The sequence below is a fragment of the Paenibacillus sp. 7541 genome (assembly GCF_002276395.1).
Taxonomy (GTDB): Bacteria; Bacillota; Bacilli; order Paenibacillales; family Paenibacillaceae; genus Paenibacillus_AQ; species Paenibacillus_AQ campinasensis.
This window is the reverse complement of record NZ_NQLZ01000016.1, coordinates 105,909-132,393: the sequence shown is the minus strand read 5'-3', so window position 1 is coordinate 132,393 and position 26,485 is coordinate 105,909. Positions and strand designations below refer to the sequence as shown.

Sequence of the window (26,485 nt, the reverse complement as noted above, 5' to 3'; positions counted from 1 at the left end):
GGTTATGGACATATTAGGCTGGTTTATCGTGATCGCTCTGTTTGTCATCGGTATGGCCGGAGCGATCTATCCAATATTGCCCGGGGTGCTCGCCATCTATTTTGCACTGTTTGTGTACGGGTGGTTCTTCTCGTTTGCAGATTACACGTTATGGTTCTGGATCATCCAGACCTTGATTCTGGTCGTGCTGTTTATCGCTGATTATGCGGTGAATGCCTGGGGTGTCAAGAAGCTTGGCGGCTCGAAGGCCTCCATATGGGGCAGTACGATCGGACTCATTATCGGGCCGTTTGTCATTCCGGCGTTCGGTCTGATCATCGGCCCGTTTCTGGGGGCGCTGATCGGGGAGATGCTGACCGGTTCCTCGCCGGGCAAGTCGCTCAAGGTTGGAATGGGCTCTGTACTGGGACTGTTCAGCAGCGTGCTGGTGAAGGTGATCTTGCAGCTGGCGATGATTATTATTTTCTTTATCTGGGTTTTCTAAATAACAGTCCCTTAGGGCCGGCAATTGATTGAAGAACGGCATGGTCACACTTTGCTTTAGAACGGGTGGCAGATGATCGGCGCATGGTTGCTGAGCTGACGGGATGCTTTTTTGGGGAAAGAAGGGTAGACACTTGTCGAAGAAGGAAACGTTTATTAAAGGAACCATCATTCTGGCCGTGGCTGCTCTGGTGGCGCGCGTGCTGGGCATCGCGCAGCGCGTGCCGCTTGAGCACATGCTGAACGATGTGGGACAGGCCTCATTCAATTTTGCCAATACGTTATATTTGATGCTGTTAACTGTAGCTACAGCGGGCATACCGAGCACGCTCAGCAAAATGATCTCCGAGCGCCACGCCTTGAACAAGCCTGCCGAGGCCCGGCGGGTATATCAGGCTGCGCTTTTGTTCGCAGCCGCAGCAGGCGTGATCATCACGGTGCTGCTCTATTTCGCAGCGCCGTATTACGCCACTTATGTGGCCGAGCTTCCGGAAGCGGCCCCGGCGATTCAGGCGCTGGCGCCGGCGCTGCTGCTGTTCCCGGCGATCGCGATGATGCGCGGCTACTTCCAGGGCCGCAACAATATGACGGCCGGCGGGCTGTCGCAGATCGTGGAGCAGATTGCGCGGGTCGTTACCGCTATCGGTCTGGCTTACATTTTGCTTCGCATGGGGTATGATGACAAGTGGGTTGCGGCTGGGGCATCCTTCGGGGGCGTGCTGGGCAGCATCGGGGCGTTTGCGGTCATGTTGTATTTTGCAGCCAAGCTCCGCCGCACGGACCGGGAGGCCCATATGCCGCCGGCTGACCGCTCGATCCCGCTGAGGGGAATCTACAAGGCGATATTCACCTTGTCCATTCCGATTGTGCTGTCATCGATGGCGGTGCCAGCGGTCAATTTCATCGACAATTCCATCGTCAAGCCGCTGCTTACCGGGCCGATTGGTGCGGAAGCGGCAACGGCAGCGCTGGCGGTGCTCGGCACGCGGGCACAGAGCGTGGCCGGCATTCCGCCGATTCTGGCCATCGCCCTAAGCACCTCGCTCATTCCGATCATCTCCGCAGCGTATGCGCGAAAGGATCAGGAGCATCTGGAGCAGCAGGTGACGATGGCGATGCGGGTCGCGATCATGACCGGCATGCCGGTTGTGATTGCGCTGTGTACGGCAGCATACTCCATTAACGGTCTTCTGTTCAGTAATCTGGAGGGAACCGGTATCATTGCGTTCCTGACATTTGGCACCATCCTTCAGATCACGATGATGACCACGAACTCGATTCTGCTTGGCATCGGCAAAGCGAAGCTATCCATGGTCCATGTCATGATTGGAGTGGTGGTCAAGCTGGCCGCAAGCTTCCTGCTGGCCCCGCTGTTTGGCATTTACGGCATTATCGGCGGCACCGCGATATGCTTCCTCGTGATCACAGCACTTAATCTTCGCTCGATCAAAGCGATTGTTGCGTTCTCCATGCTCGGAAAACGCTGGGTCGGCTTCGCGCTGACGGTGCTGGCCTCCGGGCTGGTCGGCTACGGCCTCAACCAGGCGGGCATTCAGCTGGTGCATGTGATGCCGAGCCGCTTGGCATTCCTGATAACCTGCCTCATCGTCGGCGTAGCCGTGGTGGTGGTGTATTTGGTGCTCATGGTGATGTTTGGCGTGCTGCGTCAATCCGAGCTTGCCAGCTATCCGCGTCCGTTGCAGAAGCTGTTCCGTCCGCTGATGAGACTGCAGCCTGCACGTCTTCGCGAGCGGGGATAACAGGCTGTCCACATCGTTTGATGTGAGGGGTGAAGACAAGCCCCGTGTGTTATGTGTCCAGGCATGTCCGATCGTGTCCGATCTTATTCGATCGGAGTCGCTTGCCGAAAGCTTCATGCAGGTCGGATGGCGTACCAGGAAAGTGCGCTGCGAGTATCTCCGGCTACAGGAAGTGTGTATGAAGCGCCAGGCTCGTCTCCCTTGGTATGGGAGGTGGCCTGGCTTTTTTTATGATTCTAGGTGACTAGAACTGTTCTTCGGCATCGTGAGCGAAGGCAATTCGCTCCAGTACAAACCGGTGAGCATGGGTCATGTCGATCAGGAGCGGGCGGGAAGGCCGCTTCAGGTGGCTAAGCCGCTCTGTGGACTGAAACCAGTCGTACCTCGGAATCGGCTCGTACTCGTTATCGTACCAAACATCTTCGAGCCGTGGGCTGTATAGCCGATCACCGTAAGTTCTCCATTCGGATTCGAGCAGCTCCAGGCTGGCATCCTCACCCGCCATGGCCGCCTGCTTCCGGGATGTAAACAGCGCTGGCCAATATTCGGAGCGCGAGCCGTGATGATCCGTGCAGCGGGCAAAATGCATCACTCCCTCGTAAATATCCTTATAGCCGAACAGCATGGCGTATAACGCCTTCCCTGTCCTGATCCGTGCAGCAACGTCCTTGAACTGCCGCATGGTCAATCCGGCCAGCGGACGCAGAGGCAGGATGGATTCACGAAACAGATCGTGGCGGCAGTTCGGGCTCCCGAGCGGAAACAGAACCTGGTTCAGCCTGGCGATGTCAAATAATTTCATCGAGGGATGATCCAGTACATTTTGGCGAAACATCGGGTTCTGGACGACCCGCCCTTCAATATAGTTCTGCTCATTGATAATGAGTGCAACCGTTAATACCGGGCTGCTGCTCCGGTCCAACCAGAATCGTTCCCAGAACGGAGTCATGAACGATGAGATATGAAAGTGGGGAAGCAAATGAAAGCAGCTTCTCCCCTGTTCGCGGCTGTATTGATACAGCAGCAGCTGCGGATAAGCGTCCTGAAAAATGAGCGCATTGCAGCGTTCCAGAAAGCGATACAGCCGGTCCTTAAACGGATCCTTTACAAGATCGGACATAAGCCCGCTCTTCAGATCGGTCATATTCCAGCCGGCATTGCGCGATACCATATGGGCGAGCAGCGCCCAGTGCACCTCGGGGAACGCCTCATAAAATTGTAAGTAAGCCCGGGTCCGGGTAATGTTGCTTTTGTTGGCATCCTGAACATTTTCACGGATGCGCTGCAGCAGCAGGTGGTCCCGGCTGGAAAGCTCCGACGGTGCCGGAGCAGAGCCCTGGATGGGGGGAATATGGGAGGCGCCTGTCGGCCCCGGATGGCCCCCGGTGTGCTCCATGCGTCGAATCGCGGCGGTTTTGTTTAATATTTCTAAAATGCTCTGGACTGCACTCTCGTTCCAATGGAGATCTTGCGGGGAGCGTCTGAGCTCGCTGGAATCCAGCCAGGCTGCTGTAAAACCGCTCAAGGCTGCCCCCGCCGCTCTCGGCAACGAGGCCAGCCTGGACCACAGATGCCGGGTGCCGGCCTTGAAGCCGTGAGAATCGCCCATGTGATGAACACCTTCCTTATCCTTGACTGTCGGACGTTCACATCGTTTATTGTCAGTATGGCTCGAAAATTTGACTTCCACTCTTCAATTTGATTCACTAAGGGTGACAGATTCGTCAGAAAGGGGAGATACCCACATGCAAAAGATTACATCTGAAGCGGAATTCCAGGTTGCGATCCAGTCGCCACGACTGACGGTCGCTGTTTTTAAAGCGGACTGGTGCGGAGATTGCAAGTTCATCGATCCGTTCATGCCGGAAGTGGAGACCAAGTTCTCCAATCAGCTCACTCTGGTTGAAGTGGATGTGGACGCAGTCGGGGATGTCAGCCAGCAGCAGAACATTTTGGGCATTCCGAGCTTTGTGGCCTATTCAGATGGGCGCGAGCTCGTTCGCTTCGTGAATAAATATCGCAAATCGCGCGAGGAGATTGAAGATTTCCTGCAGCGTGCCGTGGACGTATACGAGACGATCCACAAGTAAGGCTGGTGTTCGGGAAGGTGAACAGCGACCGAAGAGCAACAGGCAGTGCAGATGCCGCCGAATTGGGAAGCGCCGATTCGGCGGTATTTTTGTAGCGAATGCTCGGTCGTGCTACTATTGAACGCGTTTTCATCTATTTTGTCACAAACGCTTCATGACCTTGACAGCGGAATCAGGTATAATGGAATGTGGATTGTACATAGAAGGTAATGTTCGGCTTGTGGGATAGATCATTACGGGGCAGCAGGTGAGATTAGTGAATGATAAACAATTGAAATGGCTTAGCTACGCAACATGTGTGATCATGTTCTGCGCAACCTTCGGCGGCATGGTCGTGACCAAGACAGGGTCAGGACTTGGGTGCGGGGAAGAGTGGCCGCTGTGTAACGGCAGATTTGTTCCCGCTTACACCGTGGCGTCGATGATTGAATACTCGCATCGGGCGGTGAGCGGACTTGCAGGTCTGGCTGCGCTCGCATCCTTGATCGCCTTCTGGAAATATAAGCGGGATCGCCGGGACTTGATGGCGTATGTCATCATGACCTCCATCTTTGTCATCGTACAAGCCATTATGGGAGCTTTTGCGGTGGTGAACCGGCAGTCGGCAGCTGTCATGGCCCTGCATTTCGGCTTTTCGCTTATTGCGTTTGCCAGCTCGGCCATGCTTGCGCTGGGCATGCGAAGAGTGGAGAAGTCGGGGGGCATGGCCAACGACAAGCCCCAGCCCCGGGTTACGCCAGCGTTTCGTTGGCTCGTCTGGGCGACGGCTATTTATACCTATATCGTCGTTTACATCGGGGCGTTTGTCAGTCATACCGATTCCAGGGAAGGCTGTTCAGGCTGGCCGCTGTGTAACGGCGAGGTGATTCCGGAGCTGAGCGGAGGCGTAGGCATCGCCTTTATGCACAGGGTGGCGGCGCTGCTGCTACTGGTACTGGTGGCCGTTATGGGACATTTTGCATACTGGCGCAACCGGAACAACCGGGAGATTCAGATGCTGGGCGTTGCTGCAACGATTCTGTGCGTGCTGCAGGTGATCAGCGGCGGGATTATTATGGCAACGATCCACAACGAGGAAGTCTATGTGTTCTCGGCATTGGGACATACCTTGCTGATCTCCATATTGTTCGGCGTCCTTAGTTATATGAGTGTCAGAGTGTGGCAGCTGAGCAGACCAGCCTCGCTGCAGCAGACATCCGACCAGGCCCGGGATCAGAAACATATCGTTTAGAGGCAGCCGTCAGGCTGTGGAAGTCCAACGATGAGCATCATATGGAAACGCAGGCATAGTCCCCGGACAATTGTACGAGGACTATGCTGCTATTGAAGGAGTGGGCTCGTTGATCTATCAAAACTTACGCCAATGGCTGGAAACGCTTCGTAAGGAAAATGATCTGACCGTCATCGAAGCACCGGTGGATCCGTACCTGGAGCTTGCTGAAATTCATCGCCGTGTCATTGAGGAGGGAGGGCCTGCGCTGCTCTTTACGAATGTAAAGGGCACGCCGTTCCCGGTAGCAACGAATCTGTTCGGCACGCCGCGGCGGGTGGATATGGCTTTTGGTCCTCGGCCTGAGCAGCTGATGAAGTCGCTGGTTGAAGCGACGGGAACGCTGATTCCGCCGACATTGCCGGCCATTTGGAACGAGCGCGGACTGATCAAGGATATGCTCAAGCTTGGCATGAAGCGTGTCGTCCCGCAGGAAGCCCCGATCATGGGCGTAAAGGTGACGGAGGAGCCGCTGAAACATTTGCCAAGACTGACAAGCTGGCAGGAGGACGGAGGTCCGTTCATTACGCTTCCGCTCGTCTACACAGAGAGCCCTTCCAGGTCAAAGCACCACAATTTGGGTATGTATCGCATCCAGATCTACGACAATAACACGACCGGGATTCACTGGCAGATTCATAAGGGCGGCGGATTCCATTACTTTGAAGCGGAGCAGCAGAACCAGCCGCTGCCGGTGTCGATCTTTATCGGCGGCCCTCCGGCGCTGATCGCTGCAGCGATCGCTCCCGTTCCGGAGCATCTGCCTGAGCTGCTTCTGGCCTCGCTGATCATGGGCGGGCGTCTGCCGATGACGGACAACCCGCTGGGCGGACATCGCATTCCGGCGGAGGCCGAATTTGCGATCAGCGGTTATGTGCCGCCGCATGAGCGCCGTCTTGAAGGGCCGTTTGGCGATCATTACGGCTATTATTCTCTGGCGCACGAGTATCCGGTGCTGCATGTGAACCATATGTGGCATCGCAAGGATGCCATCTATCCGGCTACAATTGTAGGCAAACCGAGACAGGAGGATTATTATCTGGGCGATTTCCTGCAGCGCCTGCTGTCGCCGGCGTTTCCGATGGTAATGCCATCGGTCCGCTCGCTCTGGACTTATGCTGAGACCGGATTCCATGCACTGACGGCCGCGGTGGTTCGGGAAAGCTATTCGCGTGAAGCGCTCGTATCGGCCTTCCGCATCTTGGGAGAAGGGCAGCTGTCGCTGACGAAGTTTCTGATGCTGACAAGCCGCCCGGTGGATCTGACCGATTTCAACGAGACGCTGGAGGCGGTGCTTGAGCGCTTCGACCCGTCCACAGACCTGTATATTTTCAACAAAACATCCCAGGATACGCTCGATTATACAGGTGAAAAACTGAATCATGGCAGCAAGGCTGTGCTCATCGGCGTTGGCCATCCAATTCGCGAGCTTCCGCGCAGCTATGAGGAAGGCGACATCCCGGGCATTGACAACGTTGTTGCGTATTGCGGCGGTTGTCTTGTCGTTTCCGGGGCATCCTATGACAAAGATTCCGATCTCGCCCTGCGCGTGATGGAGCATCTGAAATCGCGGGACACGTCGTGGCCGCTCGTTATCGTTGTGGATAATGCACAGCAGGCGGCAGCGACCCAAACCTCCTTCCTGTGGACGGTATTTACCCGCTTCAATCCAGCGACCGACCTGTTCGCTGCGGCGAATGTTCAGCATCATCACCTGTCGTACCGGCTGCCGATTGTTATAGACGCGCGCATGAAGCCGGATTATCCTGCTGAGCTGTTCCCGCGTGAGGATATCGTCAACATGGTGGATGAGCGCTGGAATGAGTATTTTGGCAAGTAATCGGGACATTCGCGTCAGCTGTATTCGGTTGCTCTGGAGATGTTGAAGTAGAAGTATGCGGGAAACTATGGCGGCGAATGGCGGACAACTTGTGAACAGGGAGGGATGGCATGCTTCGGACCTTGTTAGGGGAGCAGCCCCGACATAATGATGGATATCTTAAAGCTGCGGTGGAATCGATGACGAAGACCGTACAGCTGCTGCGGGAGGAGATCAAGAAACATCCGGATCCGACCCATGACCACCGCAAGCTGGAAATCTGGATACGCGGGCTGATTGTATCGCTGGATGAACTGGAGCAGAGCTGGTATGCAGCCTGCCATTTTCGCAAATCGGTGACGTCCGGCTTCATTGATGATATGTCGCTTCAGGAGAAGGAAGAGTACGCCAGGTATGTGTATTTTTATAAGAATGGATTCATCCGTGTGTTTGCCATTCTGGATAAGCTGGGCACTGTGCTTGATGAGCTGTTCAATTTGCACACATCCAAGGTAAAAGTGCATTTTTCCTATTTTACCGTACTGCGGCAGTTTAAATTTCTGAAAATTCATGATTCGCTGTCCGAGGAGCTTGAAGGGATCAAAGCCAAGTACAAGGTGCCGATGGGGACGCTGCGCAAACGGCGTAATGCCGAGATTCATTACATGAACGCTGAAATGCAGGATGATCTGTGGCAGAGGATGCAGGGGCATGATACGAAGCTTGAGCTGGAGGATCTGGATGCGCATCTGGATGATCTGAAGCAAGGACTGGATATGGTATGCCAGACGCTCGCAGCGTCGTTCCGGTATACGAATCAGATCTGGACGACCCAAGGAATTCAGCTTGAAAACTGACCTGATGGGGAAGCTACTATGAAATTCCTTTTGACAAAAAGCTGAAAAAAAACTATACTAACAATTGCATTCGATGAAATTCCTCATGAAAACGATAATTTCATAACACATTTATTTCTTATCGAGAGCGGCGGAGGGACAGGCCCGATGAAGCCCGGCAACCGATTCCTGACGTTAAGCGGATCACCGCAGACGTCTGGAGTGTCATGGTGCTAATTCCTTCAAGACTTTGGAATCTATCCGAAGTTTTGACAGATGAGAAAAGGCATTGACTTTACGTAAAGAGAGCCCTTTTTGATTCTGACAAAGAGAGGCTCTTTTCTTTATGGACAATAGATGTGCCAAAGGCTAGGGAAAGGGAGGCTCAAGATTTGATACAGATCAAACAATTGACGAAGCAGTACGGCACGGGCGGCAATGTAACTACCGCTTTGTCCGGATTGAATCTGTCAATTGACAAAGGAGAAATATTTGGCGTTATCGGACATTCCGGAGCCGGGAAGAGTACCTTGATCCGCTGCATCAATCTGCTGGAGCGGCCGACGTCGGGCGAGGTATGGGTTGGCGGCGTCAACCTGACGCGCCTCGGCAAGACCGAGCTGCAGGCCCAGCGGCGCAAGATCGGTATGATTTTTCAGCATTTCAATCTGCTGTCCTCGGCGACCGTGTTTGACAATATCGCGTATCCGCTGCGACTGACGAAGACGCCCAAGGCGGAAATCGAGCGCAAGGTGAAGGAGATGCTGAGCCTGGTCGGACTTGAGGCGCACAGCCATAAATATCCTGCACAGCTGTCCGGCGGACAGAAGCAGCGGGTTGGCATAGCAAGAGCGCTCGCAAGCGACCCGGAGGTGCTGCTGTGCGACGAAGCAACTTCGGCGCTCGATCCGCAGACGACGGATTCCATCCTGAAGCTGCTTCTGGATATCAACAAGCGGTTCAACTTGACGATTGTGCTGATTACGCATGAGATGCACGTCATCCAAAGCATCTGCGACAAGGTTGCTGTCATTCACCAGGGCGGCATCGTGGAGCAGGGGCCGGTAGCGGAGGTGTTCCTCAAGCCGCAGCATGAGGTTACAAAGGAATTCATCCGCCAGGAAACCGATAGCGGCGAAGCGCTGCGTCTGGCGATTGCAGGTGCTGCTTCCGGTCCATCGCGCGCGGTGAAGATTACGTTCCTTGGCACCAAGACGTATGAGTCGATTCTGTCCCGCATTGTGCATGAGACCGGCGTGAATTTTGCTATTCTGCAGGGGACAATTTCAACGATCAAGGAAACGCCGTACGGTCAGCTGATCGTCCGGTTCGAAGGTGACGAAATTGCCACGGACGAGACAATAAAGAAGCTGCTTGAGCAAGGGCTCGACGTGGAGGTGATTCGTTGATGCTGGGTTTGGACTTTTCTCAGGTAAACTGGAATGAAATCGGGACCGCTTCGCTTGATACACTGCGGATGCTGGGGCTATCGGCATTATTCAGCTTTATTCTCGGTTTGCCGATCGGGGTAATACTGTATATGGCCGCCAGGTCGACGTCGGGCTGGGTTAGATTCGGATATGGAATTCTTTCCTTTATCGTTAATATTCTGCGTTCTATTCCGTACATCATTCTGATCGTGGCGATGATTCCGATTACGAAATCGATTGTCGGTGTATCCTACGGAGTGATTGGAACGATTCCGCCGCTGGTTGTCGGGGCGGCCCCGTTCTTTGCAAGGCTGGTGGAAACTGCGCTGAATGAAGTGGATAAGGGCGTGATTGAAGCGGCTCAGGCGATGGGCTCCTCGACACGGCACATTATCTTTCGGGTACTGCTGCCGGAGGCGCGGCCGGGTCTGCTCGCAGCGATGACCATCACTATCGTTACGCTGGTCTCCTATACGGCGATGTCCGGCCAGGTCGGCGGCGGCGGTCTTGGTAACTTGGCGATCCAATACGGCTATTATCGTTATGATACCGAGATTATGATTATTGCCGTTATTGCCATGATTGTATTGGTACAGTTGTTGCAGATGGCCGGTGACCGGCTGGTGCGGCGTTTTACGAGAAAGTAAGTTTTTGAAGAAGGCAGCAAGGGATTTCACATATAGAGATGATATTACATTTGTGGAGGGGTTAAGAAATGAAAAAATGGTTATCCGGATTCATCAGTTTAGCATTGGTTGGGGCTCTCGCGGCTTGCGGCGGCGGAGGCACAGACAACAATAATGCATCCCAGCCGGAGGGTGGAAGCGAGTCTGCTCCTGAAGCAGTTACCATCAAGGTTGGCGCAACACCGGTACCGCATGCCCAAATTCTGGAGCATATCAAGCCGGCTCTTGCCGAAGAGGGCGTTAACCTGGAAATTGTCGAGTTCACCGATTATCAAATGCCGAATACACAAGTAGATTCCAAAGAGCTGGATGCGAACTTCTTCCAGCATCAGCCTTACTTGGACGGAGAAATCAATGCACGCGGTCTGGAACTTGAACCGGTTATTGCCGTTCACATTGAGCCGCTTGGCGTATATTCCAGAACGATTACTTCCATTGACGAGCTTAAAGATGGCGCGGTCGTGGCGATTCCAAACGACCCAACCAACCTGGGCCGTGCGCTGTCCCTGCTGTCCAAGAACGGCGTGATCAAGCTGGAGGATGAGAACAAGCTGGAAGCGACCACCCGGGATATCGTGGAAAATCCGAAAAATCTGAAATTCCAGGATGTAGATGCAGCGATGCTGCCGCGCATGCTGGATGAAATGGATCTTGCGGTGATCAACACGAACTACGCACTTGAAGCAGACCTGGATCCAACCAAGGACTCCCTGCTGCTTGAGGATAAAGACAACCCGTATGCCAACCTGCTGGTGGCTCGTCCGGACAACAAAGATTCCGACGCCATTCAGAAACTGGCTAAAGCGTTGACTACGGAAGATGTGAGAAGCTTTATCGAACAGGAATTCGGAGGCGCGGTCGTTCCAGCATTCTAATATTGCAGCGGAACAGACAGCATACTGTGACAGAATAAGCGAACAGGTGCGAATTTATCGCACCTGTTCGCTTTTTTAGTACGGCTAGAATCGGTGTTATAAGGGCAAACGAAGACAGAGGCGATGAGAATAGTAACGGACGGAGGAAGGCCAGCCTAGCATGGCTGCGGTCGGCGGTGTGACGTCTCAGGTTGTTTGAAGGCCATCCCATCCATTATACTGAGGACAGGACATCCACTTGGAGGAGGGAAAGCCTTGAAGGGGAAGGTGGCGCTGATTACAGGCAGTGCGACGGGACTCGGCAAGATGACTGCATTGTCGCTTGCACGTCAGGGATGCCATATTGCCGTTAACTATGTGAACAGTCAAGCGCAGGCAGAGTCGCTTTGCCGAGAGATACAGAAGTTTGGCGTGTCATCGATATCGGTTCAGGCGGATATAACCGATGAGCAGCAGTTGTACTCGCTTGTGGATACAACGGAGCAGCAGCTTGGAACGGTGGATATTCTTGTTAACAATGCAGGGCCATATATTCATGAGCGGCGGTTGTTTGCCGACTATTCCAGAGATGAGATTGTTCGTCTCGTCAACGGGAATCTAACCGGGGTTATGCTTCTGGATCATCGCGTGCTGCCGGCTATGCGGGAGAAGAAGTGGGGACGAATTATTCATTTCGGCTTCGGGCATGCAGTGGAGGCGCGGGCCTGGCCGCATCGGGCCGTATATGCCGCGGCCAAGGTCGGGCTGGTGTCGTTCACGAAGACGCTTGCGATTGAGGAAGCGCCGCACGGGATTACGGTCAATATGGTGTGTCCCGGTGATATTCGGGGAGCGAACAAGGAGAAGACGATTGAAGAAGTGACCGGCGTCGATGACGGGCTGACACCGCGAGGGCGCTCCGGAAGCGGGGAAGATGTAGCCCGGGTGATTGAGTTTCTGTGCCAGGATCGATCGGATTTCCTAACCGGCAACATGATCAATGTGTCCGGCGGGCTTGATCCGATCCGTTCACGGATTAAACCGGAATGACTCGACTGCTTGAAGTGAACGATTCTGTATGGAATGACAGCAAAAAAAAGAGTCTTGGTTCGGAGAAGAACCAAGACTTTCTTTTATAATAAACCATGATTAGAATACTTGTACTACTTCTTGAACGCCTTCCACTTCTTCAACGAGGGCGCGTTCAATTCCTGCCTTCAGTGTAATGGTGGAGCTTGGGCAGCTTCCGCAAGCACCCATCAGCTTCAGCTTAACGATGCCGTCTTCAACGTCGACCAATTCCACGTCACCGCCGTCGCGCTGCAGGAACGGACGAAGCTTATCAAGCACTTCAGCCACTTCATCATACATGGTGATTTGTGCGTTATCGCTCATCTTGTTCAACTCCTTTCCTTTCTTTATTATAGTACATAAACCGCCAAAATAAAATGGCAAACTTATAAGGCAGGTTCTTGACTTATGTCCATTATGATTGAATTTTGCACGAGTAACAGCTATTTCGGAACGGATCAGGCGCTTCAGCCGCTTGCCGAGCGGTTTGATTGCCAAATTATTGAATATGGCTGCTTGACCGACTGCGGGCAATGTTACCTGGCGCCTTTTGCCTATGTGGATGGCGACCGGGTGGAAGCCGTCACGTCCGAAGAACTGTTCGCCCTTATTTCACAGAAGCTTGAGCTTCTAGAGCAGGAGAATGAGAAGGGCTAATAATTCCGCTTCGACTTCCACAGGACACCGCTTTTCAGGATGCGCGGTACGCGTCCGATGACCGAAGTGCTCCCCATCAATCCGAAGCCGGCATGCTTGCCAAGGGAACCGAGCGTCCCTTTCAGCTTCAACGGATGGACTTTAGGGGTATCATTTCTCCACAGCGCCTTCAGCACGTTGCCGACCTGCTCCGCCTGCGCGCCTGCAGCCTGGGCACTCGGCACGAACGGAAGGCTGGCGCAATCGCCGATGACGTATACCTCAGGGTGAGAGGGCACCTGATACCATTCATTCAGCAGGATACGGCCGCTGCGGTCTTTGGGCAGATCGAGCTCCTGAACGACCTTGACCGGCTGAATGCCGGCCGTCCAGACCGCGATGTCGGTTTCGATAGGTTCTTCAAGGTTGAATACCGCATCCTGCTCCACCCGGGAGACAGACACGCCGTTATGGATTTCCACATTGTGATCCTCAAACCAGCGGTGAATATAAGCAGACAAACGATTCGGAAAAGAAGAAAGGACCCGTTGTCCCCGATCGAGGATGGCGATATTCAAGTCAGGCCGGCTCTCCCGCAGATCGGCTGCAAGCTCGATCCCGCTCAAGCCGCCGCCGATAATATGAACCCGGCTGTACGGTCTGAGGTTGTTCAGACGGACGTACGTTTCTCTGGCCGCTGCAAATGACTGCAGACTGCAAGTGTATTCTTCGGCTCCCGGAACGCCGTGGTACCGGTCTGTACACCCGAGCGCGATGGCCAGCTGGTCATATTCTATCGGATCATCGTTCAGCATAAGCACCCGCTTGTTCTCCAGATCAATCTCTGTCACCTCGCCGTACAGGATGCGCAATCCTTCATATTGAGGGAATTTCACGCGTACCGATACATCGGAGACGGTTCCGGCAGCCAGAGCGTAATATTCGGTCTTCAAGCCCTGGTAGGGCATGCGGTCGACGAGAATAACTTCTACATCTGGAGGAAGATAGCCGCTGAACAATTCTTGAATCAAAGCGAGGCCGCCATAGCCTCCACCGAGAATGACGAGCTTTTTCATAGATTTCTTCCTTTCTTGAGAGAAAATGCGTATGAATGTGATTCTTGAATCCGCTTTCGCAAGAAAAACGCCGCTATAAGCGGCTTATGGATTTCCACCCTATATGATCACTTTAACCGAATTTCCGCTATCGGGAACATTCTGTATCTGTATAGGCTTGATTCGGTCTGGTCTAGGCTGGCTTGTTATACTTCTTATTCGTATACTTTAATTTCGTTATAGAACGTATCGCGCTCCACAGGAATGCGTCCTGCACCCTTGATCAGCCAGACGAGCTCTTTACGCGTCAGTCCTTCCGGTGTCAATGCTCCGGCAGCATGGCTGATTCTTTCCTTCAGAATGGTGCCGTGCACATCAGAGGCTCCGAAGCTCAGAGCAACCTGGGTCAGCTGTGGACCGATATTAATGAAATAGGCCTTGATATGGTCAAAATTGTCCAGCATCAAACGGCTGATGGCGATGGTCTTCAGGTCTTCATAAGCCGAGTTGCGGCGCATAATGCTGGCATTCTTGCTCTTCGGCTGCATCGACAGCGGAATGAAGACGAGGAAGCCTCCGGTTTCATCTTGCAGATCCCGGATTTGGATCATATGGCGAATCCGGTCTTCATGACTTTCGATCGCGCCGTACAGCATGGTCGTATGCGTCTTCATGCCGAGCTGATGCGCGGTGCGGTGCACGTCCAGGTATTGATCGACATTGGCTTTATCGACTTTCATTTTCTGACGGTATTGATCCGACAGAATTTCAGCCCCGCCGCCGGTGAGCGTCTTCAGGCCCGCTTTGCGCAGCTCCTCTAGCACTTCCTTCGTGCTGAGACCGCTGATGCGGGTGAAGAATTCGATTTCTGCCGCTGTGTAAGCCTTCAGTGTAACATCAGGGAAGCGCTCGTTCAGCGCCTTCAGCGAGTCCACATAATATTGAAACGGCACATGATTATTATGTCCGCCGACAATATGAAATTCCCGAACACCCGGATGGATATGCTGCTCAACATATTCAATCATTTCCTGACCGGAAAGGGTGTACGCGCCTTCCTCGCCCTGATCTTTTCTAAAATTACAAAAAGCGCAGTGGGATTCACATACATTGGTGAAATAAAGGCTCATATTTTCAATAAAATAAACCTTTTTCCCGTTCTTGCGCAGATTCACTTCATTGGCCAGCTGCCCCAGGGTCAGCAGGTCATCGGTTTCGTACAGATATACACCGTCTTCAAGAGAAAGACGAACGCCATTGCGTACCTTATCGGCGATTTCCGCCATTCTATGGTCGGTGTAGGGGGTAACGATTGTGGACATGCTCCATCCTCCTCTTCACACCTTCCATTCTCTGTATCAGAGAATCGAGGTGCTAAAATGGATCATTCCCAAGCGGGAACGGTCCTCTTGTTTGCGTGCCGAGGCACGATCGTTTTGTGAAAAAATATACAATAATAATCCCATCGCTTCCGGCGGCTGCGAGGCCGGCGGAACAAACGATCCATCCGGTGCGTTGCCGCCCGGGTTCCTTCCCTATTATAAACCTCACATTTCGGAGGGGCAATACTATTGGGGAAAAGCGATAACGCAAAGAAGACCGTCAAAACGTACTTTAACGGGGCGATCGCCATATTTTCCCCGCCTGAAGGGAAATATATGGCGGCGGGCAGGGGGAATGATGCTTGAGGGATTGAGAAGAGAGGAGTATACTAAAAGATGAGCGAAAGGAGGATGACCTATGATCACAATCAGTGAAACGGCAGCAGAACGTTTAAAAGAAATGCTGTCCGAACAGGAAGCACCAAATATGTTCCTTCGTTTGGGGGTAACTGCCGGCGGCTGCAGCGGTTTTTCGTATGCCATGGGCTTTGACGACCAAGAGACGGAAGCTGATGTATATATGGATGTTCAGGATTTGAGAATTGTTGTGGAGAAGGATGACATCAAATACCTGAACGGTTTGGAAATTGATTTTGAGGAATCGGGCATGACCGGAGGGTTTACAATCCACAACCCGAATGCGACCGTTACTTGCGGCTGCGGGGCTTCCTTCCGTACGGCTACCGATGCCGGCAAGCCAAGCGAGGAGCCGTGCTAAGCGGATAATGCTCATACAAGCTTAGATTCCTGTAATATGAACGATAATCCCATACCAGCCATTCTGGTACCGTTAAGGATTGTCGGTTAGAGCCTCTATAGCGTGTTTTTCGCTGTAGAGGCTTTTTTATATGTTTGCGTTTGAGCAGTTGAAGTACACGGTGCTGAAGACGCCGGGGCTGATCAAGCAATTGGATTGGCTATATGGGACAAGGACCGCTAGAGAAGGATAAAAAAATGAGCCCTCGCAGGATTGCTCCATTGAGGGCTAGGTATTAAGGATTCGTGGCGGTTATGAGTTCATACGCATCCAACACGTTTTTTAACGCTCTTTTTTCCGAATTGGTGATGGTGCGGTCATTGTAGTATTGCGATCCTTCGTGCCGGAGCGTCGTCTGTTCGGATTCAATAATAGATCGAATCATCTCGATTTCGTTCGAGGTAGGGCTGGTATCGTACCACTCCCATATCTCCCCGCCGCTGTTATCGCGCTGGACATTTCGGAGGAGCGTTTGATTGGGGGCTTTTTATATGTGAGCAAAACGCGGTTCAAACAAAAAATGCAGTTGCCTCCTCTGGTATAGAGTGGACAGCTGCATGGCTGATCGCAATCGCATGGGATATGGCAACATCAGGCAGGGAAGAAAAAGGTGTCATTAAGCATGAGCACAATCATCCCGGCTGCGACAAGGGAGAACGCAATGCAGCCCACGCCGAGTCCCTTGCGGTTGCTCTTAATAAATTTGAAGCCGATGGCAAATATAAGGACCGTGACCGCTGCAAGAGCGACAGACATCCCCACGATTGCCACCCAGTACAATATTTCAAATAATTGTTCCAAGGTAAGAATCCTCCTCATTATACTCCGTTTAGCTTGTGTACGTCGTTGTATGCCTTGTACTTACTATACGACATGTCGGCTTGATTTGGAATAGCGCTTCAGAACGGGCGGTGCCCGCCAATTATTAGGCATCCCATACCGGACAATCATCCAAGAGGGACAGTGCGTTAGAGAGTACTATATGATATGTCATGAATAAAGGAGGCGAAAGCAGCTATGGCGGGAAGACAATTGGCCAGCAAATGGCTCAAAACCGAGGCATTGCTGTCTGATCCGCAGGTTGCTCCCTACATTCCGGCCACCCAGGCTTTTGGGACCGAGGCTCTGACCTCGATGCTGGAGGAGCATGGCATGGTTGTCATCAAGCCGATTATCGGGACTGGCGGCAATGGTGTCATACGCATTCTCAAAAGCGGTACGGGTTACATGGTTACCTACAAAAGACGCACGGTTCATGTGGAAACGATGGATGCCCTTATGAGGGTACTTGCACGCATGAAATTAAAAAGGGAATACATGATTCAGCAAGGGATACATTTGGCCAAAATACGAGGCCGTCCGCTGGATTATCGGGTGAAGGTGGTCAAGGAAAGAGGCGCTTGGCGGTTTAAGGCTATGGTCGGCCGGCTTGCCAGTCCGGGACTGATTGTCACGAATATTTGCAAAGGCGGAAGTCTGCTGAGAGGAACCCAGGCGATGGTGTTATCCCTGCCGCGTGTGAAAGTAAGGGAGAAACGACGGGAGATGCGCGGCCTCACCCGGCACTGCATTGCGCTCCTGGAATCCAAATTCCCGGGAATCGCACAGCTCGGTTTTGATTACGGCATCGATCAAGAAGGGAAGATCTGGATTCTGGAAGTTAATACGCGTCCGAGCTGATCTCTTATAGGATGCCCTTCCTCCCTAAGATTATCCAATGAGACCAAATCTAAGCGTTTATATGAAAATTTAATAGGGTATTTAATAATTGACACAAAAAAACCGATATAATAGGTGATTAATTTTTTTTATAGTAGATTTGGCTTCTCACCTGTGTATAACATTTATCCCCATAATCCACGTTGATACGAGCACATTTTTAATACTTACCAACAAATTATACACAGGATTTCCACAGTTGGGTGTGGATAAGCGAACAGTTGTTCCACTATTTAATGTTTGCTATGATAGACCCAGGAAAAAAGAGGAAGGGGTGTATAAGAGATGGCTATGTTGTCGGATGAGATGCTGCTCGATTCCTATCATATGGCTGTAGAGTTAAAGTTGGAACGAGAGTTTATCACTCTCCTGCTGGCCGAAATTCAAAAACGGAACTTGGACACCAATTCCGGCAATGTTTTGCACTAGTATAGGCTGATGAACGATAGATGAGATAAATGTCCAAGGAACAGCATGACGAAGCATTGGATCTGTTAGCAATTACCGTATTTGAAACTTGCTGCTCTACACAAATAGAAAAGGTATCTGCCAACCCCACCGGACAGCGGGATGGAGATACCTTTTTTTGTTTGTATTATTCTGGCAGATGCGAGCGGATCTACAGCTTCATGTTGCTGCTGTGTCCAGGAGCCAGACGCGCATCCGGATCGATGTACACCTTGGCGTTGTTCACAGCTGTCGGGGCTTCACCGAAGCCGACGGCGATCAGCTTGACCTTGCCTGGATAGGTTGTGATGTCGCCTGCTGCGAAAATCCCCGGAATGCTGGTTTCCATTCGGGAATCTACGACAATCGAATTGCTTTCGATGTTGATGCCCCACTCGGAAATCGGTCCGAGCGATGATACAAAACCGAAGTTGACAATTACATCGTCCACTTCAATCTCTTGGGTTTCTTGGGTCTTGATGTGGGAGAGCGTCACTTTGGTAATCGTCTCCTCGCCATGAAGTGCGCTAATCTCCGTCGGGGTGATAATGTTCACCTTGGACGCCATCAATTGCTCGACACTGTGCTCATGAGCACGGAATTTGTCGCGACGGTGCACGAGTGTCACCTGTTCGGCGATCGGCTCCAGCATCAGCGCCCAGTCGACTGCAGAGTCGCCCCCGCCGCTGATCAGCACTTTTTTGCCTTTAAACTGGCTTAAATCGTTCACGAAGTAGTGCAGATTGCGTTTTTCAAACTTCTCGGCTTCTTCAAGCTCGAGACGGCGCGGCTGGAATGCTCCAACGCCGGCTGTAATAATGATTGCCTTGGCATGATGCTCGCCCAGGTTTGTTGTCACAACAAAATGGCGTTCCTCCAGCTTCTTGACCGAAAGGACCTTCTCTTCCAGCCGGATGTCGGTGTTGAAGAGCTCCATCTGCTTGGACAGGTTGTTCACCAGCTCTTGAGCGGTTACTTTAGGGAAACCGGCCACATCATAAATGTATTTTTCAGGATATAGCGCGGCCAGCTGGCCACCAAGCTGAGGCATGCTCTCAATGAGCTTGACCGAAGCTTGACGCATTCCTCCGTAAAAAGCGGCAAACATACCTGCAGGGCCGCCCCCGATAATGATCAGATCGGTCATGCCGTTCTCTTGTTGCACCGTGGTCATGCGGTAAGCACCTCCATCATTGAATTTATATTCGAATCAGACAGACGAATGCTCGCCTCTGGGATCGGACTGATTCATTTCGATATACCTTAACTATTATAATCCTCCGGGACGACACTGAAAAGACAAGATATATGCTGAAGGTCCAAGCAAGGTCAGATGATGTCGTTTTAATGACGGAGGACATCGGAACTATCCGTACTTTTCCTGTGGACAATACCTCAAAAAAAACTTGATATTTGTAAGGTTTATGCATATTATTAACGTTGATAACTTGTGTTCATTGAGTGTTAGCTTCATGTTGAATATGTACTGCACGCTTATCATTCTTGACGTGTGGACAGCATAAAGACAATCGGGTCAAAACCGTGTGAGTGGGCTCTGATGAAGGGGCTCATCTCTTTTTCTGCACGTTTTTCACAAATTGTTAACATCTTTATACCATACTGTACAGATAACAGATAAAGAGTAAGCTGGAAGGAGCAGTAGAATGAGCAGCATACCGAAGATCGTAATCCTCGGCGCGGGTTACGGTGGCATATTGACAGCGCAGCGGCTGCAAAAAGAGCTGAATTATAACGAGGCGGACGTTACCTTGGTCAATCGCCATGACTACCATTATATAACGACCCATTTGCATATGCCGGCAGCGGGAACAGACAGCATCGAAAATACGCGGGTATCGATTTCCAAACTGATTGATGAATTCAAAATCGATTTGGTCAAATCCTCAGTGCAGGAAATTCGTCTTCACGATAAAAAGGTCATCCTTGAGGACGGCACCTTGTCCTACGACTACCTGGTCATTGGACTCGGCGGCGAGCCGGAAACATTCGGCATCCCGGGATTGGCGGAGCATGCGATGACGATCCGGAGCATCAACTCGGTTCGTCTGATCCGGGAGCATATCGAATACCAGTTTGCATTATTCAAGAACGAGCGCAGACCGCAGGAACGAATCAACTTCATTGTCGGCGGCGCAGGCTTTAGCGGCATCGAATTTGTGGCCGAGCTGGCTGACCGGATTCCGAAGCTGTGCAAAGAGTTTGATGTGGACCCTACACTTGTCAACATCTACAACATCGAGGCGGCTCCATCTGCACTGCCGGGCTTCGCCCCGGAGCTTGTGGATTATGCCATCAAGACGCTGGAGAAGAAGGGCGTCACCTTCAAGTTCGGAACTGCGATCCAGGAATGTCTGCCGGGCGGCGTCATACTGAGTAGCGGCGAAGAGATTAAAGCCGCAACGATCGTATGGACAGGCGGTATTCGCGGCAATCGTCTGGTTGAAGCCGCAGGATTCGAAACGATGCGCGGCCGTGTTAAGGTAGATGAATATTTGCGTGCGCCTGGATATGAGAACATTTATATTATCGGCGATAACTCGCTTATTTTTAATGATGAGGGACGACCTTATCCGCCAACCGCCCAAATTGCGATGCAGCAGGGTGTATGCTGTGCCCAGAATATCGTAGCTTCCATCCGGAACAAACCGATGAAGACGTTTGAGTTCCACAATAAAGGAACCGTGGCTTCTCTCGGCAAGGGTGAAGGCATTGCGGTTGTGGGGGACAAGAAATATCAGGGCTGGAAAGCCGCACAATTGAAGAAACTAGTTGACTTGCGGTATCTCTTCATTATTGGAGGCATTCCGCTCGTGCTCAAAAAAGGAAGGTTTCTGTAATGAGACATTGCAGCGTTCAAGTCCGCGGACTGCTGACCCGGGATGAGCTGGACCGTTACAATGCATTGATGGAGGTTGGCGCTTATCTGGAATCGCAGGAAAAGTATGACCTGGCCTATACGGTTCAGAAGGAAGTGGACATTCTCATCATGCCGGCAATTGAGCGGCTGAAGGATAAAGGGCGGGCGCGCGATCGCGCTACAGCGGAGTTTCTGGAATCCTTGAACAAGCAGGAGGACGACGAGCAAGTCTGACCTCGATAAGCAAAAAAAGGTATGCTCTTCCGGATAGCTTAACCGGGAGCATACCTTTTTGTACAAGGGGATCGTTATAGTTATACCTTCATCAATTCCGTGAACGAGGTCTTGTCCAGCAGATTGCCGACGTAGAACGGGCCGAATTCCCCGAAACGGGCGCTCACTTCATCAAAGCGCATTTCATACACCAACTTCTTGAATTGAAGGGCATCGTCGGAGAACAGGGTAACACCCCATTCCCAATCATCAAAGCCGACCGAGCCGGTAATGATCTGCTTCACTTTGCCGGCATAGCCGCGGCCGATCAGACCATGACTCTTCATCATGTTGCGGCGCTCTTCCATGCTGAGCATATACCAGTTATCCGACAGATCGCGCTTTTTGTTCATCGGATAGAAGCAGATGTGCTTCGATTTCGGCAGCGAAGGCTTGAGCCGTGCGATCACATGCGGATTTTGCATCGGATCTTCATCGGAGGAGCCGGCAAGGTAATTGCTGAGCTCTACGATGCTGACATAGGAATAGGCTTTGATTGTATATTGGGCGAACGCTGTTTTGTTAAAAGCATTCTCGATGGCGTTCAATTCCTCCAGCGTTTCACGCAGGTGCATAAATACAAAATCGGCTTTTTGGCCTACAATGGTGTATACAGCCGTGCTTCCTTGCTTGGAGGCATCGACCGCTTCCCATTCTGCCAGAAAAGCATTCAGCTCTTCAAGCGCGAAGGCGCGCTTTTCATCGTCTGCCGCTTTCCAGGCCGACCAATCAATGGTGCGAAAATCGTGTAGAGCATACCAGCCTTCCAGCGTCATGGCGGCTTCGTTCATGAGATCACTCCTAAACATCATATGTCGTAATGCTTGCCGCGCCTTAAGGGCGCCGCACTCTTCATCCATTGTACTGCAAGCGATGGACACAGGGCAAACGATTCGGATATAGATTCATGGAATGTTCGTTGATCTGTCATCATTTTTTTAGTAAACTAACAACGGGCTGAAGCGCGGGCGACATACACTTCTTACCTATTAGAGTGGAGAACGTCCAGCTGAAGCGATAAAGTCGAGGTGAAACAGCGATTATGCTTTCCATTATTCCTGTACTAGTGCTGATGATTTTGTTCTTTGTTATGATGTTTGGAATCGGCTTCATCTTGAATATGCTGATGAAGACAACCTGGTTCCCGTGCTTTTTATTTGTGATTGTCATCCTGCCGGTTGTTGTATACAGCCTGTGGGATCGGGGAGAAGTTCCGTTCTGGACCCACGTGGGCTCGTTCCAGCTGGTTGATTATTTGACCGGTGTGGCTGGGCTTATAGGAGCTTATATGAGCGGGTGGACAATCCGCACGCTTCGCATCAAAGGCTTTAAAATGTTCTAATCGCTTGGCTGAAATCTCTACCCTGAGCGGATGGAGATCAGAGAACCGCGGCGGCTCTTCCGGTTTGGAAGGCCGTTTTTCTTTTGACCAGGCGGGGATGAAAATGCCAGAAATTTTTGATGCGAGGAACTGGCTTGCAGGGACATGATTTATGATAGAATAGAGGCAGTCTATTTTTGTGAGGCAGGGGGAGCAGATAACGATGCGCATGACAAATTTCTTACATTTTACCGAGAATCACCGTTACTGCGTATACCGTGACTTCTGTGTGAGCGTCCTGGACGACAAAATGCTCAGTTCGATCTATCAGCCGATGGTCGGTGCGTTTGCCATCAGTTTATACCGTCTGCTTGTCTCGCATATTCCGCTAGAGAAGGTAGGATATTCGGCCATTGAGCAGCAGCGCAGATTGTTCCTGACACTCGGGCTTGAGCCAAGCGAGAAGGGGCGGCGGTATCTAATTGAGCAGACCTCGAAGCTGGAAGCGGTTGGACTGCTCCAGACGAGCCGCATGGTAGTGGCCGAGACCGATGATTACATCTATGAATATGAGCTGCAGGCACCGCTGTCGCCGGCCGAGTTCTTCAAGACACAGCACTTGACGCTGCTGCTTCGGGACAAGGTGGGCAAGTTCGCTGTGCTCTCGCTGCGCGAGGAGCTGTGGAGCAAGGAGCCGCAGGAGTGGTCTGGGATATCCTTGAACAAGGAGAATATTTCGGTACCCTTTTACGATATATTTGAGCTGAACACCCATGTCATCGATTATGAGCTGGAACAGGCGCTGGAAGAGGTGTCTGCCGGGAGCAAGCCAGTCCGGTCCCTTTCTTCTGACCAGGATAGCGGCGGGCTGAATTATGCGGACATTATCCTTCGCTTCCCGCGCGAGTCGCGCAACCGGGTGTTTGTCGAGCGGCTTCGCTATGATCATGAACAGATGGGGATCGTCAATTATGTCGTTCGGAAATACAACCTCAGCGTGCAGGATTTATGCCGTTTGCTCGATGAGGATGGTATATTTACCTCCCAGGGAGAGATTGTGCTTGATGATCTGCAACATAAGGCCAGCCTTCATTTCCGGCAGGGCATGAAGCTGCAGGAGAAGCGCGAGATCACGGCAGGCAAGGTCGTGGCGCTGCGGCAGGAGCTGGAAGGCGAGCCGGACGAGCCGGCACAGGAGCATCCGGTGCAGATGGAATATTATGTGGAAGTTCCGCTACAGTTTCAATCGAAATGTGATATTCACCAATATAATATGATGCTTCGCAATGAGCCGTATACGAAGCTGCTGCAGACATTTTTTCCGGGGACGATTCCGTCGCCGTTTATGGATATGTTCGAGAAGATCGACTTGAGCTACAAGCTGCCTGAAGAGGTAATCAATGTGCTCATTCATTATTTGATGACCTTGATCGCCGAGGATGGAGAGCAGCGGATCAATCGCAATTTCGTGGAGGCGATCGCCTCCAACATGCTGCTGAAGCAGGTGGATACCTATGAGAAGGCGGTTCAATACATTCGCGATCAGGCCAAAATGAAAGGCAAACAGAAGGCGGCTTCGCGGGCGCGTACATACGCCAAGGGCGGCAAGGTGAAGCCGGACATTCCGGTGGCCCAGGGGAATGCGTCAGGACAGGCCGTGTCCGATGAAGAATTTGAAGAGATGTTAAGGTTTGCCGCCGAGATGCAGGCCAGCAAGAAGAAGGGCGGGTAATGCCCGCTATGTTAACGAATGAATGATCGGATGAATGATGGTAGCAGGCAATGATGCCTGCACGAATCGTTGAACATATCAAGAGGGAGGGGGAGATCGCGATGGAATCGCTGGGTCAGCTGCTGGACCATTTGAAGAATCCGGATATTCGCCGCCGGACGGAGAGCATTACAGAGGAACTGCTGCAGAATCCGTTAATTCGCGCACTCCGCAGCGAATACCCCGAGATCGATGATCGGGTGATCCGGCTGAATCTGAGCAAGCTGTATCAGTATGCCGGAGACCATAAGCACTGTGAGCAATGCCCGGGGCTGGAGCATTGCCCAAATGATTTCCAGGGACATTTCAGCAAGCTTGATATCGAGCGTGTGAACGGGACCGTGGAGATCTATGAACGGAAAGCGCCTTGTCATCTGCAGGTGGCTAAGACCAACGCAGAGATGATCCGCAAACGGATCCGCAGCTTCTACGTGGATGATCACGCGCTTAACGAAGGTTATAACAACATGGAGATTATGGCCAAGGACAGGCTGCGCGCTCCCGCTGTTCATCAGATCTTCCGTTATATTCAGGACGTCAAGGAGAATGGTCTGTCACCGCGCGGCCTGTATTTAACTGGGGCATTCGGGACGGGAAAGACATATTTGATGTGCTATCTGCTGCATGAGCTGGCGATGGTTGGCTATACCGGCGTCATCGTGTACATGCCGGACTTCGTCGAGGATCTGAAATCGATGATGCAGGAAGGGCAGAAGCTGAAGGAAATGACGGAGACGATGAAGGAATGCGACCTGCTCATCTTTGATGATATCGGTGCTGAGAACCTGAATCCCTGGGTTCGGGATCACGTCCTCGGCTCGATTCTGAACTACCGGATGAATCGCAAACCGACCTTCTATACCTCCAATTATCCGCTGGACGGGCTGGAGCGCCATCTGAGCTTTACGAGCAAGGATGGGGAGGAGCTTCACAAGGGGCAGCGGCTGATGAACCGGATTGCGCCTTTTGTCGATGTGGTGCAGCTGTTCGGGGAGAATCAGCGGGGCAAGTTCTGATTAGTGAAACGGAAGATGACAATAGAAAAAGTCTGATCCCGATCGCAGCTTAAGCTGTGAACAGGATCAGACTTTTCATGTTAGAGCTCAAGGAGCCGCCGATTAACCGACCAGATACTTGATAATGACAAAGCCGAAGAAAATGATGGTCATGAAACCGAACATGCCGATAAAGCCAGCCATCAAATCGCCAAAGTCATTCCGCGGTTCTTCATTCACGTGCTCCCGTGGATCGTTAACGTGAACGTTTACATCCATGGTGCTAGCCTCCTAAAAGGTGAACATGCCTGTGATCCATTTCCTTGACATTCACCGGACTTGTTATTAGTAGTATACCCAATTGGCAAATCATTTGTAAAGAATAAGGGAGGTGAATTACTACCTTTCTTTAGGTGAGTATATTTCACTTTTTCCTGAAAAATGTGGTATACTATTTTCGTCGACATTAAAATCGGCATCTTTGTTAAAGATATACTTATCCTGTAAGGAGGAGAATACAATATGGCAATTGTAAATGTTACCGACCAAACCTTTGCTAACGAAGTGGAAAGCACAGGAACGGTTGTTGTTGATTTCTGGGCGCCTTGGTGCGGACCTTGCAAAATGCTTGCGCCAATCCTGGACGAACTGGCTCAGGAAGTGGGCGATGATGTGAAAATCGCTAAGGTGAATGTGGACGAGAATCCTGAGTCTGCAGCTCGTTTCGGCGTTATGAGCATCCCGACAATGATCTTCTTTAAAGACGGCCAGCCTGTCGACAAAGTGGTTGGTTTGAATTCCAAAGAAGCCTTGAAGGGCATCATTGCGAAACATCAATAATTCAAGCTTGACGCTCCAAGCAGCAAGCAACGTTATAAGCGCCTTCGGAATAATCCGGGGGCGCTTTGTGCGGTTTATTCGTAGTATAATGTCTCCTAGGAGAGGGGGAAGG

The 26,485-nt window shown here is 51.8% G+C and carries 28 protein-coding genes and 1 riboswitch; of the genes, 20 read left to right on the top strand and 8 right to left on the bottom strand.

Annotation, left to right across the window (positions count from 1 at the left end):
- The first annotated feature begins 4 nt into the window (after positions 1-4).
- Together CHH75_RS11185 and CHH75_RS11180 are read left to right on the top strand one after the other, a co-directional pair.
- Positions 5-484, top strand: coding sequence for a DUF456 domain-containing protein (locus CHH75_RS11185; protein WP_095264650.1), 480 nt, complete (start codon positions 5-7; stop codon positions 482-484).
- 133 nt (positions 485-617) lie between these two features.
- The gene (locus tag CHH75_RS11180; protein WP_095264651.1) at positions 618-2,243 is read left to right on the top strand and encodes a putative polysaccharide biosynthesis protein; all 1,626 of its coding nucleotides are present in this window, start codon (positions 618-620) and stop codon (positions 2,241-2,243) included.
- Positions 2,244-2,487: 244 nt separating this feature from the next.
- On the opposite strand, the gene CHH75_RS11175 is transcribed toward CHH75_RS11180, so the two are convergent.
- The gene (locus tag CHH75_RS11175) at positions 2,488-3,852 is read right to left on the bottom strand and encodes a DUF2515 family protein (protein WP_095398168.1); all 1,365 of its coding nucleotides are present in this window, start codon (positions 3,850-3,852) and stop codon (positions 2,488-2,490) included.
- A 136-nt stretch (positions 3,853-3,988) separates the two neighbouring features.
- Here CHH75_RS11175 and CHH75_RS11170 point away from each other — a divergent pair, with 136 nt between their 5' ends.
- The 8 genes from CHH75_RS11170 (at position 3,989) to CHH75_RS11135 (ending at position 12,278) form a co-directional block, all read left to right on the top strand.
- Positions 3,989-4,333 (top strand): thioredoxin family protein, encoded by a 345-nt coding sequence (locus tag CHH75_RS11170; protein ID WP_095264653.1) that lies wholly within the window; start codon positions 3,989-3,991, stop codon positions 4,331-4,333.
- 256 nt (positions 4,334-4,589) lie between these two features.
- The gene (locus CHH75_RS11165; RefSeq protein WP_095264654.1) at positions 4,590-5,564 is read left to right on the top strand and encodes a COX15/CtaA family protein; all 975 of its coding nucleotides are present in this window, start codon (positions 4,590-4,592) and stop codon (positions 5,562-5,564) included.
- A 109-nt stretch (positions 5,565-5,673) separates the two neighbouring features.
- A complete protein-coding gene (locus CHH75_RS11160; protein ID WP_095398167.1) occupies positions 5,674-7,443 on the top strand; it encodes a UbiD family decarboxylase in 1,770 nt (589 codons plus the stop codon).
- Between the two features lie 110 nt (positions 7,444-7,553).
- Complete coding sequence (locus CHH75_RS11155) at positions 7,554-8,279, top strand: Cthe_2314 family HEPN domain-containing protein (RefSeq protein ID WP_095264656.1); 726 nt, start codon at positions 7,554-7,556, stop codon at positions 8,277-8,279.
- A 115-nt stretch (positions 8,280-8,394) separates the two neighbouring features.
- A riboswitch (SAM riboswitch) is annotated at positions 8,395-8,541 on the top strand.
- A 109-nt stretch (positions 8,542-8,650) separates the two neighbouring features.
- Positions 8,651-9,667: a methionine ABC transporter ATP-binding protein gene (locus CHH75_RS11150; protein WP_095264657.1), complete on the top strand. Its 1,017-nt coding sequence runs from the start codon at positions 8,651-8,653 to the stop codon at positions 9,665-9,667.
- A complete protein-coding gene (locus CHH75_RS11145) occupies positions 9,667-10,335 on the top strand; it encodes a methionine ABC transporter permease (RefSeq protein WP_095264658.1) in 669 nt (222 codons plus the stop codon). Before CHH75_RS11150 ends, CHH75_RS11145 begins: the two co-directional genes overlap by 1 nt.
- A 68-nt stretch (positions 10,336-10,403) precedes the next feature.
- Positions 10,404-11,249 (top strand): MetQ/NlpA family ABC transporter substrate-binding protein, encoded by an 846-nt coding sequence (locus tag CHH75_RS11140; RefSeq protein WP_095264659.1) that lies wholly within the window; start codon positions 10,404-10,406, stop codon positions 11,247-11,249.
- A gap of 255 nt (positions 11,250-11,504) precedes the next feature.
- Positions 11,505-12,278 (top strand): SDR family oxidoreductase, encoded by a 774-nt coding sequence (locus CHH75_RS11135; RefSeq protein WP_095264660.1) that lies wholly within the window; start codon positions 11,505-11,507, stop codon positions 12,276-12,278.
- Between the two features lie 99 nt (positions 12,279-12,377).
- Here the strand turns inward: CHH75_RS11135 and CHH75_RS11130 are convergent, their stop codons facing one another.
- Complete coding sequence (locus tag CHH75_RS11130; RefSeq protein WP_095264661.1) at positions 12,378-12,623, bottom strand: NifU family protein; 246 nt, start codon at positions 12,621-12,623, stop codon at positions 12,378-12,380.
- A gap of 84 nt (positions 12,624-12,707) precedes the next feature.
- Between CHH75_RS11130 and CHH75_RS11125 the strand changes: the two genes are divergently transcribed.
- The gene (locus CHH75_RS11125; RefSeq protein WP_095264662.1) at positions 12,708-12,956 is read left to right on the top strand and encodes a YuzB family protein; all 249 of its coding nucleotides are present in this window, start codon (positions 12,708-12,710) and stop codon (positions 12,954-12,956) included.
- Here CHH75_RS11125 and CHH75_RS11120 read toward each other — a convergent pair.
- Both CHH75_RS11120 and mqnE read right to left on the bottom strand, forming a co-directional pair.
- Positions 12,953-14,011: an NAD(P)/FAD-dependent oxidoreductase gene (locus CHH75_RS11120; protein WP_095264663.1), complete on the bottom strand. Its 1,059-nt coding sequence runs from the start codon at positions 14,009-14,011 to the stop codon at positions 12,953-12,955. The two genes, CHH75_RS11125 and CHH75_RS11120, sit on opposite strands and share 4 nt — an antisense overlap.
- A gap of 194 nt (positions 14,012-14,205) precedes the next feature.
- Complete coding sequence (gene mqnE / locus CHH75_RS11115; RefSeq protein ID WP_095264664.1) at positions 14,206-15,312, bottom strand: aminofutalosine synthase MqnE; 1,107 nt, start codon at positions 15,310-15,312, stop codon at positions 14,206-14,208.
- A 418-nt stretch (positions 15,313-15,730) separates the two neighbouring features.
- On the opposite strand from mqnE, the gene CHH75_RS11110 reads away from it, so the two are divergent.
- Positions 15,731-16,090 (top strand): HesB/IscA family protein, encoded by a 360-nt coding sequence (locus CHH75_RS11110; protein WP_095264665.1) that lies wholly within the window; start codon positions 15,731-15,733, stop codon positions 16,088-16,090.
- Between the two features lie 630 nt (positions 16,091-16,720).
- On the opposite strand, the gene CHH75_RS11105 is transcribed toward CHH75_RS11110, so the two are convergent.
- Positions 16,721-16,930: a hypothetical protein gene (locus tag CHH75_RS11105; RefSeq protein ID WP_095264667.1), complete on the bottom strand. Its 210-nt coding sequence runs from the start codon at positions 16,928-16,930 to the stop codon at positions 16,721-16,723.
- Between the two features lie 216 nt (positions 16,931-17,146).
- On the opposite strand from CHH75_RS11105, the gene CHH75_RS11100 reads away from it, so the two are divergent.
- Complete coding sequence (locus CHH75_RS11100) at positions 17,147-17,809, top strand: YheC/YheD family protein (RefSeq protein ID WP_095264668.1); 663 nt, start codon at positions 17,147-17,149, stop codon at positions 17,807-17,809.
- 324 nt (positions 17,810-18,133) lie between these two features.
- Positions 18,134-18,277: a sporulation histidine kinase inhibitor Sda gene (sda, locus tag CHH75_RS11095; protein ID WP_095264669.1), complete on the top strand. Its 144-nt coding sequence runs from the start codon at positions 18,134-18,136 to the stop codon at positions 18,275-18,277.
- Positions 18,278-18,467: 190 nt separating this feature from the next.
- Here the strand turns inward: sda and CHH75_RS11090 are convergent, their stop codons facing one another.
- Positions 18,468-19,469 (bottom strand): NAD(P)/FAD-dependent oxidoreductase, encoded by a 1,002-nt coding sequence (locus CHH75_RS11090; RefSeq protein WP_095264670.1) that lies wholly within the window; start codon positions 19,467-19,469, stop codon positions 18,468-18,470.
- Between the two features lie 490 nt (positions 19,470-19,959).
- On the opposite strand from CHH75_RS11090, the gene CHH75_RS11085 reads away from it, so the two are divergent.
- Positions 19,960-21,153 carry an NAD(P)/FAD-dependent oxidoreductase gene (locus CHH75_RS11085; RefSeq protein ID WP_095264671.1) on the top strand — a complete coding sequence of 398 codons (1,194 nt, stop codon included), beginning with the start codon at positions 19,960-19,962 and terminating at the stop codon, positions 21,151-21,153.
- A complete protein-coding gene (locus tag CHH75_RS11080; protein WP_095264672.1) occupies positions 21,153-21,407 on the top strand; it encodes a hypothetical protein in 255 nt (84 codons plus the stop codon). The genes CHH75_RS11085 and CHH75_RS11080 overlap by 1 nt, the downstream gene beginning before the upstream one ends.
- 80 nt (positions 21,408-21,487) lie before the next feature.
- On the opposite strand, the gene hemQ is transcribed toward CHH75_RS11080, so the two are convergent.
- Complete coding sequence (gene hemQ / locus CHH75_RS11075; RefSeq protein ID WP_095264673.1) at positions 21,488-22,237, bottom strand: hydrogen peroxide-dependent heme synthase; 750 nt, start codon at positions 22,235-22,237, stop codon at positions 21,488-21,490.
- A gap of 251 nt (positions 22,238-22,488) precedes the next feature.
- On the opposite strand from hemQ, the gene CHH75_RS11070 reads away from it, so the two are divergent.
- From CHH75_RS11070 to dnaI, 3 genes are all read left to right on the top strand, one after another.
- Positions 22,489-22,788, top strand: coding sequence for a YuiB family protein (locus tag CHH75_RS11070; RefSeq protein WP_095264674.1), 300 nt, complete (start codon positions 22,489-22,491; stop codon positions 22,786-22,788).
- Positions 22,789-22,990: 202 nt separating this feature from the next.
- Complete coding sequence (locus CHH75_RS11065; RefSeq protein WP_095264675.1) at positions 22,991-24,499, top strand: DnaD domain protein; 1,509 nt, start codon at positions 22,991-22,993, stop codon at positions 24,497-24,499.
- A 101-nt stretch (positions 24,500-24,600) separates the two neighbouring features.
- The gene (dnaI, locus tag CHH75_RS11060; RefSeq protein ID WP_095264676.1) at positions 24,601-25,554 is read left to right on the top strand and encodes a primosomal protein DnaI; all 954 of its coding nucleotides are present in this window, start codon (positions 24,601-24,603) and stop codon (positions 25,552-25,554) included.
- Positions 25,555-25,656: 102 nt separating this feature from the next.
- On the opposite strand, the gene CHH75_RS11055 is transcribed toward dnaI, so the two are convergent.
- A complete protein-coding gene (locus tag CHH75_RS11055) occupies positions 25,657-25,812 on the bottom strand; it encodes a YqzM family protein (RefSeq protein WP_095264677.1) in 156 nt (51 codons plus the stop codon).
- Between the two features lie 243 nt (positions 25,813-26,055).
- On the opposite strand from CHH75_RS11055, the gene trxA reads away from it, so the two are divergent.
- Positions 26,056-26,373: a thioredoxin gene (gene trxA, locus CHH75_RS11050; RefSeq protein WP_095264678.1), complete on the top strand. Its 318-nt coding sequence runs from the start codon at positions 26,056-26,058 to the stop codon at positions 26,371-26,373.
- The last annotated feature ends 112 nt before the right edge of the window (positions 26,374-26,485 follow it).

Coding starts and splice junctions, on each gene's coding strand:
- hemQ (WP_095264673.1), bottom strand. CDS start 22,237: ATGAACGAAGCCGCCATGACGCTGGAAGGCTGGTATGCTCTACACGAT.
- CHH75_RS11185 (WP_095264650.1), top strand. CDS start 5: ATGGACATATTAGGCTGGTTTATCGTGATCGCTCTGTTTGTCATCGGT.
- CHH75_RS11155 (WP_095264656.1), top strand. CDS start 7,554: ATGCTTCGGACCTTGTTAGGGGAGCAGCCCCGACATAATGATGGATAT.
- CHH75_RS11140 (WP_095264659.1), top strand. CDS start 10,404: ATGAAAAAATGGTTATCCGGATTCATCAGTTTAGCATTGGTTGGGGCT.
- mqnE (WP_095264664.1), bottom strand. CDS start 15,312: ATGTCCACAATCGTTACCCCCTACACCGACCATAGAATGGCGGAAATC.
- sda (WP_095264669.1), top strand. CDS start 18,134: ATGGCTATGTTGTCGGATGAGATGCTGCTCGATTCCTATCATATGGCT.
- CHH75_RS11080 (WP_095264672.1), top strand. CDS start 21,153: ATGAGACATTGCAGCGTTCAAGTCCGCGGACTGCTGACCCGGGATGAG.
- CHH75_RS11070 (WP_095264674.1), top strand. CDS start 22,489: ATGCTTTCCATTATTCCTGTACTAGTGCTGATGATTTTGTTCTTTGTT.
- CHH75_RS11170 (WP_095264653.1), top strand. CDS start 3,989: ATGCAAAAGATTACATCTGAAGCGGAATTCCAGGTTGCGATCCAGTCG.
- CHH75_RS11055 (WP_095264677.1), bottom strand. CDS start 25,812: ATGGATGTAAACGTTCACGTTAACGATCCACGGGAGCACGTGAATGAA.
- CHH75_RS11065 (WP_095264675.1), top strand. CDS start 22,991: ATGCGCATGACAAATTTCTTACATTTTACCGAGAATCACCGTTACTGC.
- CHH75_RS11110 (WP_095264665.1), top strand. CDS start 15,731: ATGATCACAATCAGTGAAACGGCAGCAGAACGTTTAAAAGAAATGCTG.
- CHH75_RS11090 (WP_095264670.1), bottom strand. CDS start 19,469: ATGACCACGGTGCAACAAGAGAACGGCATGACCGATCTGATCATTATC.
- CHH75_RS11145 (WP_095264658.1), top strand. CDS start 9,667: ATGCTGGGTTTGGACTTTTCTCAGGTAAACTGGAATGAAATCGGGACC.
- CHH75_RS11175 (WP_095398168.1), bottom strand. CDS start 3,852: ATGGGCGATTCTCACGGCTTCAAGGCCGGCACCCGGCATCTGTGGTCC.
- CHH75_RS11130 (WP_095264661.1), bottom strand. CDS start 12,623: ATGAGCGATAACGCACAAATCACCATGTATGATGAAGTGGCTGAAGTG.
- CHH75_RS11085 (WP_095264671.1), top strand. CDS start 19,960: ATGAGCAGCATACCGAAGATCGTAATCCTCGGCGCGGGTTACGGTGGC.
- CHH75_RS11125 (WP_095264662.1), top strand. CDS start 12,708: ATGTCCATTATGATTGAATTTTGCACGAGTAACAGCTATTTCGGAACG.
- CHH75_RS11120 (WP_095264663.1), bottom strand. CDS start 14,011: ATGAAAAAGCTCGTCATTCTCGGTGGAGGCTATGGCGGCCTCGCTTTG.
- CHH75_RS11100 (WP_095264668.1), top strand. CDS start 17,147: ATGGCGGGAAGACAATTGGCCAGCAAATGGCTCAAAACCGAGGCATTG.
- trxA (WP_095264678.1), top strand. CDS start 26,056: ATGGCAATTGTAAATGTTACCGACCAAACCTTTGCTAACGAAGTGGAA.
- dnaI (WP_095264676.1), top strand. CDS start 24,601: ATGGAATCGCTGGGTCAGCTGCTGGACCATTTGAAGAATCCGGATATT.